This window comes from Amycolatopsis rifamycinica, assembly GCF_000695625.1.
GTDB lineage: Bacteria > Actinomycetota > Actinomycetes > Mycobacteriales > Pseudonocardiaceae > Amycolatopsis > Amycolatopsis rifamycinica.
Genome location: NZ_JMQI01000028.1, coordinates 283,675 through 299,918, shown reverse-complemented (window position 1 = coordinate 299,918; position 16,244 = coordinate 283,675). Strand labels below are relative to the sequence as shown.

Below are 16,244 nucleotides of genomic sequence, written 5' to 3'. Positions count from 1 at the left end.
ACGCAGTCGGGCGAAGCCCGTCCGTTGAGGGTGGCGGCGGGGCGGGGACCGGGTTACTCACCGGCCGAGTTCTCCGACGTCCCGGGCTTGATGTCCTCGGTCTCGAGCACCCCGCTCGGGTCCGCGACCAGCCCTTCGCTCACCAGGGACAGCACCGGCAGGTGCCGGGTCCGCACGGTCGGCAACGGCACCTTCGTGTCGTCCTTCAGCACCGCCCGCACCCGCGCCTTCTTCGTGATCGCGAGTCCCTTCAACGCCGACCACGGGATGTCACGGTGGCCGAACATCGTGCGGACGGCCAGCCCCGAGCGCGTGGCGACCGTGCGGTGGCGGATCACGAACACCGCCAGCGCGATCGGGAAGAGGTAGAGCCACTGCAGGTACGGGATTTCCCCGAGCGCGATCGGCGTCACGCAGACCGTCAGGAGAGCGATCGCCATGAAGGACGTGCGGGGAACGCGGAAGACGGCCTTCCGGCCCTCGTCCTGCTGTTTTTCGGCCACCCGGAAATGGTGCACCGCGCGCCCGGCCGGCCCGGACCCGGGTCGCGACGACGTGACGTGCGCCGCGCCCGTGTCCACCATCCGGACACACCATCCCGCAGAGTTGACACTCGCATGGCGTTCGGTCTAGCGTCATCGCCGTGACACCGCTGACCGGCCTCGTACTTCCCAAGCGCGTCGACGCTTAGGGAAGACTTTCCGCTGCGTCGACGCGCGAACCCTCGTGCGACCTTACGGTCGGCGAGGGTTTTTTGTTGCCCTAGGGAAGCAATTCCCCGCCCCACCGCACAAAACCGACCCGAACGAGTGACACCGAGACCCACGAGGCAGATCCGATGACCAGTGCGACGTCGCGCAGCGACGCGAAGCCCGGGCCGACGCCCGGAACGCCCGGAGCACGTCCGAAGCCGGCCCCACCGGCGGGAACGCCGGTGCGCGTCACCGGCGCCCAGTCCCTCGTGCGCTCGCTCGAGGCCGTCGGCGCCGAGGTGGTCTTCGGGATCCCGGGCGGCACCATCCTGCCCGCCTACGACCCGCTGCTGGACTCGACGAAGGTCCGGCACGTCCTGGTCCGCCACGAGCAGGGCGCCGGCCACGCCGCCACCGGCTACGCGCAGGCCACCGGCAAGGTCGGCGTCTGCATGGCCACTTCGGGCCCGGGCGCGACCAACCTGGTCACCCCGCTCGCCGACGCGAACATGGACTCGGTCCCGGTCGTGGCCATCACCGGCCAGCAGTCCCGCGCGCTGATCGGCACCGACGCGTTCCAGGAAGCCGACATCTGCGGCATCACCATGCCGATCACCAAGCACAACTTCCTCGTCACCGACCCGATCGACATCCCGCGGACGATCGCCGAGGCGTTCCACCTGGCGAGCACCGGCCGGCCCGGCCCGGTCCTGGTGGACATCCCCAAGGACGTGCTGCAGGAGATGACCTCGTTCTCCTGGCCGACGGAGCTGCGGCTGCCGGGCTACCGCCCGACGCTGCGCCCGCACGGCAAGCAGGTCCGCGAAGCCGCGAAGCTGATCGCGAAGTCGCGGCGCCCGGTGCTCTACGTCGGTGGTGGTGTCATCAAGGCGGAGGCGCACGAGCAGCTGAAGCAGCTCGCCGAGCTGACGAACATCCCCGTCGTCACCACGCTGATGGCGCGCGGCGCGTTCCCCGACTCGCACCCGCAGCACCTCGGCATGCCCGGTATGCACGGCACGGTCGCCGCCGTCGCCGCCATGCAGCGCGCCGACCTGCTGATCGCGCTCGGCGCCCGGTTCGACGACCGGGTCACCGGGCAGCTGTCCTCCTTCGCGCCGGACGCCGCGATCGTGCACGCCGACATCGACCCGGCCGAGATCTCCAAGAACCGCAAGGCCGACGTCCCGATCGTGGGCGACTGCAAGGAGATCATCGGCGAGCTGATCACCGCCGTGAAGGCCGAGTTCGACCACAGCGGCCGGCCCGACCTGGCCGACTGGTGGACCCAGGCCGACGACTGGCGCAAGAACTACCCGGCCGGCTACGAGTGGCCCGACGACGGGTCGCTGTCGCCGCAGTACGTCATCGAGCGGATCGGCGAGCTCGTCGGCCCGGACGCCGTCTACGCCGCGGGTGTCGGCCAGCACCAGATGTGGGCCGCGCAGTTCGTCAAGTACGAGAACCCGCGCACCTGGATCAACTCCGGCGGCCTCGGCACCATGGGCTACGCGGTGCCCGCCGCGATGGGCGCGCAGTTCGGCGTCCCGGACAAGCAGGTCTGGGCGATCGACGGCGACGGCTGCTTCCAGATGACCAATCAGGAGCTGGCCACCTGCGCCATCGAGGGCGCGCCGATCAAGGTCGCCGTCATCAACAACGGCAACCTCGGCATGGTCCGGCAGTGGCAGAACCTCTTCTACTCGGAGCGGTACTCCAACACCGACCTCGGCACGCACAAGCACCGCATCCCGGACTTCGTCCTGCTGGCCGAGGCGCTGGGGTGCGCCGGCCTGCGGTGCGAGACGAAGGAAGACGTCGACGCGACCATCCGCCGCGCGATGGAAATCAACGACCGCCCCGTCGTGATCGACTTCGTCGTGGGGAAGGATGCCCAGGTGTGGCCGATGGTCGCCGCGGGCACCGGCAACGACGAGATCATGGCGGTCCGGGGCATCCGGCCGCTGTTCGACGACGACGAGGTTTCGGTCGAGACGACCGAGGCCGCCGCGGAAGCCGCTGGAGAAGGTGAGCGCTGAGATGAGCGTCCACACGCTGAGTGTCCTGGTCGAGAACAAGCCCGGTGTGCTCGCGCGCGTCTCGGGCCTGTTCTCCCGCCGCGGGTTCAACATCGAGTCCCTCGCCGTCGGGCCCACGGAAAACCCCGAGGTGTCCCGCATGACGATCGTGGTCGCCGTGGAAGAGCTACCGCTCGAACAGGTGACGAAGCAGCTCAACAAGCTGGTCAACGTGATAAAGATCGTCGAGCTGGAGCAGTCGACCGCCGTGCAGCGCGAACTGCTGCTGGTGAAGGTGCGCGCCGACAACACCGTGCGCAGCCAGGTCCTCGAGACCGTCCAGCTCTTCCGTGCGAAGGTGGTGGACGTGTCCCCGGAGGCGCTCACCGTCGAGGCGACCGGGACGTCGGACAAGATCGGCGCGCTGCTGCGGATGCTGGAGCCCTATGGCATCCGCGAGCTGGTCCAGTCCGGCATGGTCGCGGTGGGTCGCGGCGCCCGCTCGATCACCGCAACTTCGCCTCGCTGAAAACTTTGTAAGTCAGGAAAGGAAGCAGTAACCCCCATGGCAGTGGAAATCTTCTACGACGACGACGCCGACCTCTCGATCATCCAGGGGCGCAAGGTCGCTGTCATCGGCTACGGCAGCCAGGGCCACGCCCACTCGCTGAGCCTGCGCGACTCCGGCGTCGACGTCCGCATCGGCCTGCCCGAGGGGTCCAAGTCGCGGGCGAAGGCCGAGGAGCAGGGCCTGCGCGTGCTCACCCCGGCCGAGGCGTCGGCCGAGGCCGACCTGATCATGATCCTGGCGCCGGACACCAAGCAGCGCTTCATCTACGAGCAGGACATCGCGCCGAACCTCAAGGACGGCGACGCGATCTTCTTCGGGCACGGCTTCAACATCCGCTACGACCTGATCAAGCCGCCGGCCAACGTCGACGTCGCCATGGTCGCCCCGAAGGGCCCGGGCCACCTGGTCCGCCGCCAGTTCGTCGACGGCAAGGGCGTCCCGGCGCTCATCGCCGTGGAGCAGGACGCGTCCGGCAACGCCCAGGCGCTCGCCCTCTCCTACGCGGCCGCCATCGGTGGCGCGCGCGCCGGCGTCATCAAGACGACGTTCAAGGAAGAGACCGAGACCGACCTCTTCGGCGAGCAGGCCGTGCTCTGCGGTGGCGCGTCCGCGCTGGTGCAGACCGGGTTCGAGGTGCTCACCGAGGCCGGCTACGCCCCGGAGATCGCCTACTTCGAGGTGCTGCACGAGCTGAAGCTGATCGTCGACCTCATGTACGAGGGCGGCATCGCGCGCCAGCGCTACTCGATCTCCGACACCGCCGAGTACGGCGACCTGACCCGCGGCCCGCGCGTCATCTCGCCGGCGGTCAAGGAAGAGATGAAGAAGATCCTCGGCGAGATCCAGGACGGCACCTTCGCCCGCGAATGGGTCGCCGAGGACGAGGCCGGCCGGCCGAACTTCACCAAGCTCGAGGAGCAGGGCAACCAGCACCCGATCGAGGCGACCGGCAAGAAGCTGCGCGACCTGATGTCGTGGGTGGACCGGCCGATCACCGAAACCGCCTGAGCTTTTCCGGCAGGACGCTGAAGGGGACGCCCGTCGCGGGCGTCCCCTTCAGTGCGTTCGGTGCCCGGGTCGCTACGCTGGTGACATGAGTGATCAGCCGGTCGACGACAAGGCGCACATCCGGCACCACCTCGACTTCACGAAGGCCGAGTGGATCCGGGCCGAGCCCGAAGGCGTCACGCTCGACGACTGCGTCGAGTACGCCTTCATCGAGCACACCGACGGCGTCACCTACACGGCGATGCGGCAGTCGGCGAAGCCGGACGGCGTGATCCTCGTCTTCACGCCGGGGGAGTGGGACGCGTTCGTCAAGGGCGTCCGCGACGGCGAGTTCGACCTGCCCGAGGACCTCGCCGAGGCTTAGAGCTTCGCCGCCAGTTCCGGGATCCGGCCGGAGTCGCCGGCGATGCCGAGGTGGTCGCCGTAGTCGCGGGATTCGACGATCAGGCCGCCCGAGATCCGCATGGCGAAGATGTTCGCGATCCGGACCGGCCTCCCGCCGTAGGTGCCCTGGTAGGCAAATTCGCCGATCAGCACCTCCGGATCGGTGCCCTGGTAGGTGACCAGGTCCGCGACGGTGAACCCCGGGTTCATCGCCTTGCCCGCCGCGAAGTGCGCCCGCAGCTCGTCGCGGGTGCGCAGCACCCCCGAGCCCGGCAGGAACGGGTGTGTGACGTGCGTTTCCTCGGCGTACAGCTCCGGCAGCTCGTCCCAGCGCCCGCCGGCGACGCCGTGCACGAGCCGCTCGAACACCGTGCCCGCGCTCTCCGGCGTGGCCGGGGACAGCTCGCGCGGCGGCGCCTGCTCGTAGGCCTTGACCAGCTGGTCGACGCCGTCGCGGATGACGGCGAGCCCAGGTAGTCGTGGTAGTCGCGGGAGTGGACGATCAGGCCGCCCGAGACCCGCAGCACCTGGATGTTGGCTGTCGGGATGGTCCGCCCGGTCGTCACCGATTCGGCGTCGTAGTCGTACTCGGCGACGATCACCTCGGGATCCGTCGTCTCGTGGATGACGACGTTCTTGCGCTTGAGCCGCAGGGTGCCGGCGAGCGCGCCGGTGAACCGCTCGTGGACGGTCGCGCGGCCGGTGATGCGCGTCGGCCGCGGCACGGCCTGCGGGTGTTCGACGACGGCGTCTTCGGCGTAGAGCGCGGAAAGCTCGTCCCATCTTCCTTCGCTGATTCCGTCGGACAGCGCGGCGAAGACGTCGCGGGGTGTGGTCATGAAGTCCTCCCAGAGGGCAACCGGAGTCGGTAGTCCGCCTGGAACGATACGGACTACTCACTCCGGTTGTCTACCGGAGCAGGTCGCGCGCGGCCGGCTGCCCGCACACCTCCGCCCACTTCTCCGGAGTGCTGCCGAAAATCGCGTCCCGCGCATCCCGGTCGGCGCCGTTCTCGACGAGCGTCCGGATGACGTCCAGGTGCCCGGACTGCGCGGCCAGGTGCAGGGCCGTGACGCCCTCGCCGTGGTGCGGGCCGCCGAACGTGCCGCGGAGGTTCACGTCGGCGCCGAGGTCCAGGAGTACGCGGACGGCGTCGAGCCTGCCCTGCGCCGCCGCCCACGCCAGCGCGGTGCCGCGGTAGACGTCGGCGTTCACGTCGGCGCCGCGGGCGACCAGGGCGCGCAGGGCTTCGGTGCGGTCGTTGCGGGCCGCCCAGGCGAGGGCTTCGTTCGTGACTTCGGCGGGGTCGTCCGTCGGCCGCCAGCGCGGGAAACCGCTGTGGGGACGGTAGAAACCGCGGTGGACGCCGCCGCGGCCCGTGGCCAGGAGCTCGTCGAGCAGGCCGACGTCGCCGAGCCCGGCTGCCACCCGCAGGTTGCCCGGCGCGCGGCTGTGTTCCGCGAGCCGTTCGGCGGCTTCGCGGTGACCCCAGAACAGGGCGACGATCAGGGGAGTGCCGCCGTCGCCACGGGCCGGGACGTCGACGGGGGCGTCGTGCGCCAGGAGCAGGTCGAGCAGCCGCGGCAGGTTGCTGTACGCGGCTTGGTGCAGCGGCGTCCAGCCGTGGACGTTGCCGCGGCCCGGGTCGGCGCCGTGGTCGAGGAGGATCCGGCTGAGCCGCTCGTCGTGCGTGGCGCCGGCCATGCCGAGCAGGTCGTTGCCGTTGGTGCCGCGGGCGTCGACGAGTTCGGGGAACGCGCCCAGGAGCGTTTCGAGCTGCTCCGGATCCCGGGCCTCGATCGCCCGGTACGCGCGGGCGAACGGTTCACCACTGTCCACAAGAGAGTTGACGTGGTCGCGGAGTGCTTTCCACGAAACGAAACCGTGCTCCCGGGCGACGACCGCGCGGGCGCCGTCGCGGGTGCGTGGCTGGTCCCACCGGTCGAACGGTTCTCGCGAGCCGGGGGTGCCGTCCTCGGCCGAGGCGAGCAGCCCGAGCGCGCGCTCGGCGTAGTACCCGACGTCCTGGTGGTACGGGTGCTGCAGGGTTTCGCCGTGCTCGGTGACGCGCTTGACGTACGCCTGCAGCCTCGGCCAGCTCGGGAAGCCGTGGTCCCGGGCGATCCGGAACTGCGCTTCGGCGAGCTCGACGTCTTCGGCGCGCGCGAGATCCTTCGCGCGCTTGCGCAGCTGGTCCAGGCTGGGTTTCGCGGGCTGCGTGCCCATGGTCCCCACCGTACCGCGCCGGACGACACGCGTACCTGGCCGGACGACACGCGTACCTGGCTGGACGACACGGTGCGCGGGCTTCTGGCTTCGTGTCGTCCATTCAGGTGCGCGTGTCGTCCGCGTAGGCACGCGTGTCGTCCGTTTCGTCAGGGGCGGAGGTCGGCCAGGCGGCGGTAGGACTGGGGGGTGCGGGCCAGGACCTGGACGCAGACGTGGTCGGCACCCGCGTCGAGGTGGGCTCGGATCCGATCGGCCGCCGCCTGCTCGCCGGTGGCGACGATGGCGTCGACCAGGCGGTCGCTGCCGCCGTCGGCGAGGTCGGCGTCGGTGAAGCCGAGGCGACGCAGGTTCGCCTGGTGGTGCGGTGCCTGCCGGACGTACAGGCCCACGTGCTCGCGGGCCGCTTCGCGCGCTGCCTCCGGCGAGGCGTCCAGGATCACCGCCTGTTCGACGGCGAGGTACTTGCCCGGGCCGAGTCGTTCGCGGGCCATCGCCGTGTGCTCCGTCGGGACGAAGTACGGGTGGGCGCCGTCGGTGCGTTCGGCCGCCAGGTCGAGCACTCGCGGACCGAGCGCGGCGATCAGCCGCCGGGGCCGGGGCGACGGCGGCGGCAGGGCGGGCAGCGCGGCCTCGTCCATCCCGTCGAGGTAGGCGCGGATGGCCGGAACCGGCCGCGCGCCGGGCAGGTGGCCGCCGAAGCCGGCGACGAACCGGCCCGGGTAGGCCTCGCCGAGCGCCCGGGTCGCCGCCTCCGCCGTGATCGGCGCGCGGCGGTCGAACCGCGCGATCCCGGTGGCCACGGTCAGCCGGGACGTCGCCGCCAGGATCAGCGCCGCCTGCGTGAACGCGTCCCGGCCGGCGTACTCGCCGAACCACAGCGCGTCGAAGCCGAGCTCCTCCGATTCCTCGGCCGTTTCGCGCACGACGCCGATCGGGGCGCCGTCGAAGAACCGCCAGATCCCGACGCTCATCGCCGCACCGCCGGGGCCAGCTCGACCAGCACGTCCACCACGGAATCGAACGTCGGCGCCGACGGGGTGAGCAGGACCTGGTCCGCGCCCGCGTCGAGGACCTCCGCGAGGCGCCGGGCGATGGTGGCGGCGTCGCCCCAGAGGACGAGGTCGTCGACGAGCCGGTCGCTGGGGCCGGTGATGTCGGAATCGGTGTAGCCGAGCCGCTTCCACCCGGCGAGGTAGGCCGTCACCTGGTGCTCGCGAAACAGCGCCACCCGCCGCCGGATGCTCTCCCGGGCGTCCTCGCGGCTGCCGAGCAGCGGGCCGGCATCCGCGGCCCGACCGCGGCCAGCACGCGCGGAAACGCCACCGGGGGCGGATTTTCCGTCGCTTCGGTGTCCATTTCGGACAGATAGCTTCGCATCCGGTCGATCGGGTGGTACGCCTCGCCGAGCTTCGCCGCCTGGAAGGCCGGCCCGACGCCGACGCCGAGCACGAACCGGTCCGGATGGGCGTGGGCGAGGGTGGTGCCGCCCTTCTGAGCGGTCGCGCCGCGCCGGAACCACAGGTTGGCGATGCCGGCGCCGAGCACGATATCCGGCACCGAAGCGAGCAGATCGCCGAAATGGGCGAACACCTCCCGCGTGCCGGGGCCTTCGCCGCTCCAGGTCGAGCGGTACCCGGCGTCGGCGAGCCGGCGGGTGGCTGCCCGCTCGGCGGCCGGAGGTGGCTGCAGGGGCGCGCTCGGCAACCAGGCGCCGACGGCGCCGAGCCGGGCCCGCGTGTCTTCGACCAGGGTCATCCTCGGTTCCTCCCAGTAAGTTGAGGCTGCCTCCGGTAATATACGGAGGCAGCCTCCGATTGGCTACCGGGTAAAGTCGAAAGGGCGATGACCGACGTCAAACCCATGCGCGCGGACGCCCGCCGCAACTACGAGCGCCTCCTCGAAGAGGCCCAACGCGCCTTCGCCGAGCACGGCGTCGAGGCGTCCCTCGAGGAGGTCGCGCGTCGGGCCGGTGTCGGAATCGGCACGCTGTACCGGCACTTCCCGACCCGGGACGCGCTGCTCGAGACGCTCCTGCGGGCCCGGTTCGACGCTCAGGCCGAGCGGGCCCGGGAGCTGCTGAACCACCCGGAGCCGCTGCAGGCCCTGCAGACCTGGCTGGCGGGGCTCGGGGACGCCACGGGCACGTTCCGCGGCCTGGTCGAGCTCACCGCCGACGCCCTCAACGACGAATCGTCCCGGTTGTACGAGTCGTGCCACACGATGCGCGAGGCGGGTTCCCAGCTGGTGGAACGCGCGAAGCGGGCGGGCGAGCTCCGCGGGGACGTCACGGCGGACGAACTGCTTCTGTTGCTGCACGCGACATCCTGGGCGGGCGGGTACCTGCCCGGCGAAGGAGGCAGCAGCGGCTGCTGGCGCTTGTTTTCGAGGGATTGCGGGCGAGTTAACACCGGGAGAAGCCACAGGCCCCGCCAGCGCGTTAAACTCCGCTCGACCCGGGGCACAACGACGTGCTTTGACCGTTTGTCGACACAGAGCGTCCTGGAATGTGACCAGATAGTGGGAGCCGCATCGTGAGCAAGCCCAGCAAACCCGTCGTCCTCATCGCGGAGAAGCTCGCCCCCTCCGTGCTGAGTGTCTTCGGTGACGAGGTGGAGGTCCGGCACGTCGACGGCACGGACCGGTCCGCGCTGCTCGAGGCGGTGAAGAGCGCCGACGCGCTCCTGGTCCGCTCCGCCACCCAGGTGAACGCCGAGGTCTTCGCGGCCACCACGCAGCTCAAGGTCGTCGCCCGCGCCGGCGTCGGCCTCGACAACGTCGAGGTGCCCGCCGCGACCGAGCGCGGTGTCCTGGTCGTCAACGCGCCGACGTCGAACATCGTCTCCGCCGCCGAGCACGCCGTCGCCCTGCTGCTGGCGGTCGCGCGCCGCGTCCCGGCCGCCGACCAGAGCCTCCGCGGCGGCGAGTGGAAGCGCAGCTCGTTCTCCGGCGTCGAGCTGCAGGGCAAGACGATCGGCGTGGTCGGGCTCGGCAAGATCGGCCAGCTGTTCGCGCAGCGCCTCGCCGCCTTCGACACGAAGCTCATCGCCTACGACCCCTACGTCTCGGCCGCCCGCGCCGCGCAGCTGGGCATCGAGCTCGTCACCCTCGACGAGCTGCTGACCCGCGCCGACGCGATCTCCATCCACCTGCCGAAGACCCCGGAGACCAAGGGCCTCATCGACGCCGAGGCGCTGAAGAAGACCAAGCCGGGCGTCATCATCGTCAACGCCGCCCGCGGCGGCCTCATCGTCGAGGAAGACCTGGCCGAGGCGCTGCGCTCGGGCCACGTCGGCGGCGCGGGCGTCGACGTCTTCGTCACCGAGCCGACCACGTCGAGCCCGCTGTTCGAGCTGGAGAACGTCGTCGTGACGCCGCACCTGGGCGCTTCGACGGCCGAGGCCCAGGACCGCGCGGGCACCGACGTCGCGAAGTCGGTCCTGCTGGCCCTGCGCGGCGACTTCGTGCCGGACGCGGTGAACGTCTCCGGCGGCGGCGCGGTCGGCGAGCACGTCCGCCCGTACCTGTCCCTGGTCCAGAAGCTGGGCCAGCTGCTGACGGCGCTCAACCCGACGTCGCCGACGTCGGTGACCGTGCAGGTCAAGGGCGAGATCTCCAACGAGGACACCGGCGTGCTGCAGCTGGCGGCGCTGCGCGGGGTGTTCACCGGCGTGGTCGAGGACCAGGTCACCTTCGTCAACGCGCCGCAGCTGGCGGAGAAGCTGGGCGTGCAGGTCGAGCTGGAGACCGAGCCGGAAAGCCCGAAGTTCCGCAGCCTGGTCACCGTGCGCGCGGTCCACTCCGACGGCTCGGCGCTGACCGTGTCGGGTTCGGTGACCGGCCTGGACGAGGTGGAGAAGCTGGTCGAGGTCAACGGCCGCGGCTTCGACCTGCGGGCCGAGGGAACGGTGCTGCTGGTCGAGTACCCGGACCGCCCGGGCGTGATGGGCCGGGTCGGCACGCTGCTCGGCGAGGCGGGCATCAACATCGAGGCCGCCCAGATCAGCCAGACGACGGACGGTTCCGACGCGGTGATGCTGCTGCGCGTCGACCGCCACATCGACGCGCACTTGCTGGAGCCGATCGGCGCCTCGGTCGGGGCGCACACGATCCGCGCGGTCGACTTCAACTGACGTAACTCTTTCGAGGGCCCCCTGTCACCCGGCAGGGGGCCCTCGTGCGCAATCACAACTACATAACGGAGTCCTTTGCCTACGTAAGTAGGTGTTTTGGGGGATTAGGTTCTCTGCGCGAGGTTGAACCACGCGTCGTCGAGGGCACGACGCTGTGCCGCGCTTCACCGTCGGGGGTGTCAGGAGCGGCAGGCAGGTTCGGGTCCAGACCTCGGGTAAGGGGCCGACTCATGAGCAGATCCCGCCTCCCCGCGCGCGCCACGACGGCGGCCTTCGCCGTCGTTCTGGCGGCCGCGCTCGGGGCGCCGGTCGCGAGCGCAAGTCCTGATCAGACACAGGGCGCCCAGCTCGCGGACGGCGTCGCACCCGCCAAGATCGACGACGCGAAGCTGCAGGGGAAGCTGTCGCCGCGCCTGGGGGCCGCGCAGGGCCGGGTCACCGCGTTCGTCGAACTGGCCAAGAAGCCGGCCGTCGACGCGTTCACCGCCACGCAGCCGCAGGGCAAGGAGCAGGCGAAGCGGGCCGCCCGCGCCGCCAAGGCCGACACCGCCGCCGCCGTGGACTCCGTCCTCGGGCAGCTGCGGGCGGCCGACGCCAAACCGCAGGTCGTCACCCAGACCGCCAACGCCGTTCCCGGCGTGGTCGTCACCGCCGACGCCGCGAAGCTGCGCGAGGTCGCGAAGCGGGCGGACGTCATCGCGGTGCGCACGGTTGTGCCGAAGACCCGCACCAACGCCAGCGCCGCGCAGCTGACCAACACGCTCACCGCGTGGCAGCAGACCGGCAAGTTCGGCGACGGCGTCCGCGTCGGCGTCATCGACGACGGCATCGACTACACCCACGCCGACTTCGGCGGCCCCGGCACGCAGGCCGCCTACAAGAGCATCGACAGCACTCAGCCGACCCCGCTCTTCCCGAGCGCCAAGGTCGTCGGCGGCACCGACCTGGTCGGCGACGACTACGACGCCGCCACGGCGGGCAAGACCACCCCGAAGCCGGACCCGAACCCGCTGGCCTGCGGCGAGCACGGCACGCACGTCGCCGGCACCATCGGCGGCTTCGGCGTCACCGCGGACGGCAAGACCTTCAAGGGCGACTACAAGAAGCTGGACGCCAAGAAGGTCGACGCGATGCGGATCGGGCCGGGCACGGCGCCGAAGTCGCTGCTCTACGCGATCAAGGTGTTCGGCTGCGCCGGCTCGACGAACGTCACCTCGCAGGCACTGGACTGGGCGCTCGACCCGGACGGCGACGGCGACTTCACCGACCACCTCGACGTCGTCAACCTCTCGCTCGGCTCCGACTTCGGCGCCCCCGACGACCCGGACTCGCTGTTCGTGCGCAAGCTCGCCGCGAACAACGTGCTGCCGGTCATTTCCGCGGGCAACGGCGGCGACATCAACGACGTCGCCGGCTCCCCGGGGAACACCCCGGAGGCGCTCACCGTCGCCAGCACGCGTGACGCGGGCATCCTCCGCGACGCCGCCGAGGTCAAGGCCCCCTCGACCGCCGCGGGCCAGAAGACCGGCCAGTACAGCCAGAACTACACCGGCTACGACACCCTGAACCTGACCGTGCCGGTCGTGGCCCTCTCGGCGGCGAACGCCGCGGGCTGCGCGCCGTACTCGGCCGAGGACAAGGCGAAGGCCGCCGGCAAGTTCGTGTTCCTGGAGTGGGACGACAACGACTCGACCCGCGCCTGCGGTTCGGCCGCCCGTGCCAACAACGCGCAGGCCGCCGGGGCCAAGGGCGCGCTGCTCTCGTCCACTTTGGAGCACTTCAGCGCGGGTATCGCGGGCAACGCGGCGATCCCGATGTTCCAGTTCACCGGGTCCGCGACGAAGACGCTGCGCGCGGCGCTGACCGCGGGCACGCTGCAGGTCCGGCTCTACGGCGCCGGCCGCGCCTCGATCCAGACCTACGACAAGACGATCGTGGACACCCCGAGCTCGTTCACCTCGCGCGGCACCCGCGGTCCGGCCGTCAAGCCGGACGTCGCCGCCCCCGGTGACACGATCACCTCGGCGTTCCGCGGCAGCGGCAACGGCCGGACCGTGCTCTCGGGCACGTCGATGGCCGCCCCGCACACCGCGGGCATCACCGCGCTGATCCGCCAGTCGCACCCCGACTGGTCGGTCGAGGAGGTCAAGGCGTCGGTCATCGACACCGCCGGCCACGACCTCTCCGACGGCGCGGGCCACACCTACGCGCCGCAGCGCGTCGGCAGCGGCCGGATCGACGCGAAGGCGGCGCTGGACAACCAGGTGCTCGCCTACGTCGTCGACGACCCGGGCGCGGTGAGCGTCAGCTTCGGCACGGTCGAGGCGGCCGGTCCGGTGACGCTGTCGAAGACGATCAAGCTCGTCAACAAGGGCGTCACGCCCGCCGAGTACTCCGTCGCCTACCAGGCGGTCACCGCGCTGCCGGGCGTCGAGTACACAGTGGACAAGCCGGCGGTCAAGCTGACCCCGCGCGGCACCGCCAAGGTCAAGGTGACGCTGAAGATCACCGACCCGAAGGCGCTGCGCAAGGTCATGGACCCGACCATGCAGGCCACCCAGGCCGGCCTGGCCCGGCAGTTCGTCGCGGACGCCTCCGGGCGCGTCGCCTTCACGCCGGTCAGCGGGGCCAAGGTGCCGCTGCGGGTGTCGGTCTACTCCGCGCCGAAGCCGGTGTCGACGATTTCGACGCCGCCGTCGGTGAAGTTCGCCCCGGACGCCACCCAGGCCGTGCTGAACCTGACCGGCAAGGGCGTCGACCAGGGGACCGGCGCGCAGCGCTACCGCTCGCTGATCAGCGTGCTCGAGCTGCAGGCGGAGTCCCCGCAGCTGCCCGAGTGCGACGCGGACGTGGTCACCGACTGCACGCTGAACAAGACGGCCAAGGGCGGCGACCTCCGCTACATCGGCGCGGCTTCGACCGCTCCGCTGGCGAAGGCCCAGGGCGAGCCGGAGAACGCGATCCTCGCGTTCGGCCTGTCCACCTGGGGCGACTGGGCGAACATCGGCAGCAACACCTCGCCGTTCGTCGACATCGACACGACCGGGGACGGGCAGCCGGACTTCGAGACCTACGTGACCAAGGCGACGTCGACCGACGTGCTCCTGGCCAACACGGTCGCGCTGACCCCGGGCTTCCCGACCGTCGACGTCCAGGCGGTCAACGGCCAGCTCGGCGACGTGGACACCAACGTGTTCGACACGAACGTGCTCACGCTGCCGGTTTCGCTGGCCGCGCTGGGCATCGACGCGAGCGCCGACAGCCACCGCATCTCCTACACGGTGGGGGTCAGCGGCTTCTACGTCGCGCCGGGCACGACCAACGGCCTGATCGACTACGTCGGCACGCCGCTTTCGTTCGACGCGCTCGCGCCGGGCTACGCGGTGCAGGGCGGCGGCGACGCCGCGCTGGGCTATGTCGCCAAGCCGGGTACGGCGCTGGTCGTGACGCGGAACGCGGCTTCGGCCGCGGCCGACAACGCCCTCGGGCTGCTGGCCATCGAACACCACAACGCGGCGGGCAACCGGGCGAACGTGGTGAAGGTGGACACCGCGCAGGGCGCCCGGCCGGGGAACGAGCGTCAGCCGATCGGGGCTGGTCGCCGCTAGGCGGGCGCAAGATCGATTTCTGCAGGACCAGGGGCGTCTCCGGCGGATTTCCGCCGGGGGCGCCCCGCTCACGTTCACCCGATTGGGTGTCTCACCCCGTGGGAGGATGCGGCATAAGGGTGGTGCGGCTACGGCGGATTGTCTACGGCCGGTAACCTTCCGGCTGCTGGCGTTTTGTTGCGGTGGGCCATCGGTGCGGCCGGTGGTCCGGTCGACGGAGGTGTGTGGATGCGGCTCGCGGTGATCCCAGGAGACGGGATCGGGCCCGAGGTGGTCTCCGAGGCGTTGAAGGTGCTCGGCGAAGTAGCACCGACGGCGGAGATCACGAACTACGACCTCGGCGCGGCTCGGTGGCACTCGACCGGCGAGCTGCTCCCCGAGTCGGTCCTCGGCGAGCTCCGCCAGCACGACGCGATCCTGCTGGGCGCGGTCGGCGACCCGACGGTGCCGAGCGGCATCCTCGAGCGCGGCCTGCTGCTGCGCCTGCGGTTCGAGATGGACCACCACGTCAACCTGCGCCCGGCGCGGCTGTACCCGGGCGTCCGGGGACCGCTGGCCGACGCGGGCGACGTCGACATGGTCGTCGTGCGCGAAGGCACCGAAGGCCCGTACGCGGGCACCGGCGGCCTGATCCGCAAAGACACCGAACACGAGATCGCGACAGAGGTCAGCGTCAACACGGCGTTCGGCGTCCGGCGCGTGGTCGCGGACGCGTTCAACCGCGCCGAGGCCCGGCCGCGCAAGCACCTGACGCTGGTGCACAAGACGAACGTGCTTTCGTTCGCCGGGTCGCTGTGGTCGCGGATCGTCGAAGAGGTCTCGCTCGAGCACCCGGACGTGACGGTCGCGTACTCCCACGTGGACGCGGCGACCATCCACCTGGTGACGGACCCGTCCCGGTTCGACGTGATCGTGACGGACAACCTGTTCGGCGACATCATCACCGACCTCGCGGCCGCGGTGACGGGCGGCATCGGCCTGGCGGCGAGCGGCAACCTGGACATGACCCGCCGCAACCCGAGCATGTTCGAGCCGGTGCACGGTTCGGCGCCGGACATCGCGGGCCAGGGGCTGGCGGACCCGACGGCCGCGGTGCTGTCGGTGGCGCTGCTGCTGGACCACCTGGGCCAGAAGGAAGCGGCCCGGCGGATCGAGGCGTCCGTGGCGTTCGACCTGGCGACGCGGGACCAGGCTTCGCCGGGCGCCACCCAGGCCATCGGTGACCGGCTGGCGGCGCTGGTTTCGTCGAACGTGCGTACTGCTTGATTCTTCGGGAAAGCCCCGCGCCCTCCTTGGGGGTGCGGGGCTTTTTCGCGCCGTGTTGCTTTGTCGCCGGGCGGGGCTCGTGAATGACTCGTACCTTCGGTGTCCTGAATGAGTCGTTCAGGGCCTCTGGCGCCCTGGATGGGTCGTTCACGGCAGTGCCGTCGGCCGTGCGGCCCACTTGTCCACAAGATGACCGTGCTGTGGGCAAGCCGGCCGCCGGACGGCTTTGCGGCCGGTTTCGTCGGTGGTCGCCGATAGACTGGACCGGGGTCAGCCCCCAGGGTGCGGTGGGGCATGTCTGGTGGGGGCGCCGGATGCAGATCCTTGATCAGGAATCA

The 16,244-nt window shown here is 70.9% G+C and carries 13 protein-coding genes and 2 pseudogenes; 8 read left to right on the top strand and 7 right to left on the bottom strand.

Going from position 1 to position 16,244, the window contains the following annotated elements; translation table 11 throughout:
* Nucleotides 1-53 precede the first annotated feature (53 nt).
* On the bottom strand, nt 54-503 hold the full coding sequence (locus DV20_RS15830) for a PH domain-containing protein (RefSeq protein WP_200876436.1): 450 nt from the start codon (nt 501-503) through the stop codon (nt 54-56).
* Between the two features lie 335 nt (nt 504-838).
* On the opposite strand from DV20_RS15830, the gene DV20_RS15825 reads away from it, so the two are divergent.
* The 4 genes from DV20_RS15825 to DV20_RS15810 all read left to right on the top strand — a co-directional run bounded on the left by DV20_RS15825 (nt 839) and on the right by DV20_RS15810 (nt 4,653).
* Entirely contained in the window at nt 839-2,731 is a 1,893-nt protein-coding gene (locus DV20_RS15825) for an acetolactate synthase large subunit (RefSeq protein WP_043780775.1), read from the top strand.
* 1 nt (nt 2,732) lies between these two features.
* On the top strand, nt 2,733-3,239 hold the full coding sequence (gene ilvN / locus DV20_RS15820; RefSeq protein ID WP_003080760.1) for an acetolactate synthase small subunit: 507 nt from the start codon (nt 2,733-2,735) through the stop codon (nt 3,237-3,239).
* A 36-nt stretch (nt 3,240-3,275) separates the two neighbouring features.
* Nucleotides 3,276-4,289 (top strand): ketol-acid reductoisomerase, encoded by a 1,014-nt coding sequence (gene ilvC, locus DV20_RS15815; RefSeq protein ID WP_043780773.1) that lies wholly within the window; start codon nt 3,276-3,278, stop codon nt 4,287-4,289.
* Between the two features lie 85 nt (nt 4,290-4,374).
* A complete protein-coding gene (locus tag DV20_RS15810) occupies nt 4,375-4,653 on the top strand; it encodes a DUF397 domain-containing protein (protein WP_043780771.1) in 279 nt (92 codons plus the stop codon).
* On the opposite strand, the gene DV20_RS47190 is transcribed toward DV20_RS15810, so the two are convergent.
* The 6 genes and pseudogenes from DV20_RS47190 to DV20_RS15790 form a co-directional block, all read right to left on the bottom strand.
* Nucleotides 4,650-5,042, bottom strand: coding sequence for a nuclear transport factor 2 family protein (locus DV20_RS47190; protein WP_326938490.1), 393 nt, complete (start codon nt 5,040-5,042; stop codon nt 4,650-4,652). The genes DV20_RS15810 and DV20_RS47190 overlap by 4 nt on opposite strands.
* 185 nt (nt 5,043-5,227) lie before the next feature.
* A pseudogene (locus DV20_RS47185) lies at nt 5,228-5,512 on the bottom strand (nuclear transport factor 2 family protein); the annotation flags it as partial.
* 70 nt (nt 5,513-5,582) lie between these two features.
* Nucleotides 5,583-6,899 carry an ankyrin repeat domain-containing protein gene (locus DV20_RS15800; RefSeq protein ID WP_043780770.1) on the bottom strand — a complete coding sequence of 439 codons (1,317 nt, stop codon included), beginning with the start codon at nt 6,897-6,899 and terminating at the stop codon, nt 5,583-5,585.
* A 149-nt stretch (nt 6,900-7,048) separates the two neighbouring features.
* Nucleotides 7,049-7,873 carry a TIGR03620 family F420-dependent LLM class oxidoreductase gene (locus DV20_RS15795; RefSeq protein ID WP_043780769.1) on the bottom strand — a complete coding sequence of 275 codons (825 nt, stop codon included), beginning with the start codon at nt 7,871-7,873 and terminating at the stop codon, nt 7,049-7,051.
* A complete protein-coding gene (locus DV20_RS46590) occupies nt 7,870-8,130 on the bottom strand; it encodes an LLM class oxidoreductase (protein WP_235190854.1) in 261 nt (86 codons plus the stop codon). The genes DV20_RS15795 and DV20_RS46590 overlap by 4 nt, the downstream gene beginning before the upstream one ends.
* The gene (locus tag DV20_RS15790) at nt 8,103-8,657 is read right to left on the bottom strand and encodes an LLM class flavin-dependent oxidoreductase (RefSeq protein WP_235190853.1); all 555 of its coding nucleotides are present in this window, start codon (nt 8,655-8,657) and stop codon (nt 8,103-8,105) included. Before DV20_RS15790 ends, DV20_RS46590 begins: the two co-directional genes overlap by 28 nt.
* An 87-nt stretch (nt 8,658-8,744) precedes the next feature.
* On the opposite strand from DV20_RS15790, the pseudogene DV20_RS15785 reads away from it, so the two are divergent.
* The 4 genes and pseudogenes from DV20_RS15785 to DV20_RS15770 all read left to right on the top strand — a co-directional run bounded on the left by DV20_RS15785 (nt 8,745) and on the right by DV20_RS15770 (nt 15,906).
* Nucleotides 8,745-9,307, top strand: a pseudogene (locus DV20_RS15785) (TetR/AcrR family transcriptional regulator).
* Nucleotides 9,308-9,433: 126 nt separating this feature from the next.
* Nucleotides 9,434-11,032 carry a phosphoglycerate dehydrogenase gene (gene serA / locus DV20_RS15780; RefSeq protein WP_043780767.1) on the top strand — a complete coding sequence of 533 codons (1,599 nt, stop codon included), beginning with the start codon at nt 9,434-9,436 and terminating at the stop codon, nt 11,030-11,032.
* Nucleotides 11,033-11,262: 230 nt separating this feature from the next.
* The gene (locus tag DV20_RS15775) at nt 11,263-14,640 is read left to right on the top strand and encodes a S8 family serine peptidase (RefSeq protein WP_043780766.1); all 3,378 of its coding nucleotides are present in this window, start codon (nt 11,263-11,265) and stop codon (nt 14,638-14,640) included.
* Between the two features lie 228 nt (nt 14,641-14,868).
* On the top strand, nt 14,869-15,906 hold the full coding sequence (locus DV20_RS15770) for a 3-isopropylmalate dehydrogenase (RefSeq protein WP_043780763.1): 1,038 nt from the start codon (nt 14,869-14,871) through the stop codon (nt 15,904-15,906).
* Nucleotides 15,907-16,244: the final 338 nt, after the last annotated feature.

Coding starts and splice junctions, on each gene's coding strand:
- DV20_RS15825 (WP_043780775.1), top strand. CDS start 839: ATGACCAGTGCGACGTCGCGCAGCGACGCGAAGCCCGGGCCGACGCCC.
- ilvN (WP_003080760.1), top strand. CDS start 2,733: ATGAGCGTCCACACGCTGAGTGTCCTGGTCGAGAACAAGCCCGGTGTG.
- ilvC (WP_043780773.1), top strand. CDS start 3,276: ATGGCAGTGGAAATCTTCTACGACGACGACGCCGACCTCTCGATCATC.
- DV20_RS15810 (WP_043780771.1), top strand. CDS start 4,375: ATGAGTGATCAGCCGGTCGACGACAAGGCGCACATCCGGCACCACCTC.
- DV20_RS15800 (WP_043780770.1), bottom strand. CDS start 6,899: ATGGGCACGCAGCCCGCGAAACCCAGCCTGGACCAGCTGCGCAAGCGC.
- DV20_RS15795 (WP_043780769.1), bottom strand. CDS start 7,873: ATGAGCGTCGGGATCTGGCGGTTCTTCGACGGCGCCCCGATCGGCGTC.
- DV20_RS15790 (WP_235190853.1), bottom strand. CDS start 8,657: ATGACCCTGGTCGAAGACACGCGGGCCCGGCTCGGCGCCGTCGGCGCC.
- DV20_RS15775 (WP_043780766.1), top strand. CDS start 11,263: ATGAGCAGATCCCGCCTCCCCGCGCGCGCCACGACGGCGGCCTTCGCC.
- DV20_RS15770 (WP_043780763.1), top strand. CDS start 14,869: ATGCGGCTCGCGGTGATCCCAGGAGACGGGATCGGGCCCGAGGTGGTC.